Source organism: Priestia sp. SIMBA_032, assembly GCF_046535215.1.
Classification (GTDB): domain Bacteria; phylum Bacillota; class Bacilli; order Bacillales; family Bacillaceae_H; genus Priestia; species Priestia aryabhattai.
Window position 1 is genome coordinate 1 of record NZ_JAWRXD010001163.1, and the last position, 252, is coordinate 252.

Here is a 252-nt window from a genome sequence, read left to right on the forward strand (position 1 = left end):
CGGTCTGGACCGCCCGAGCGCGGGAACAGCAACCATCAACGGGAAGCTGTATCGCGACCTGAAGAACCCGTTGACGCAGGTAGGGGCGCTTCTCGACGCAAAGTGGGTGCACCCCAACCGGTCGGCGCGCAACCACCTGCGGTGGATGGCGGCATCCAACGGGATTCCGCTGCACCGCGTCGACCAGGTCCTCGCCGACGTCGGCCTGACGGAGGTGGCGGGCAAGAAGGCAGGCGGCTTCTCGCTGGGTAT

Annotated in this window: 1 protein-coding gene; it reads left to right on the top strand. The window is 67.1% G+C overall.

Translation table 11 applies throughout. The features are described 5' to 3' along the window. On the top strand, positions 1 to 252 hold a 252-nt coding region (locus SB717_RS37965), incomplete at both ends, for a P-loop NTPase family protein (protein ID WP_486360812.1).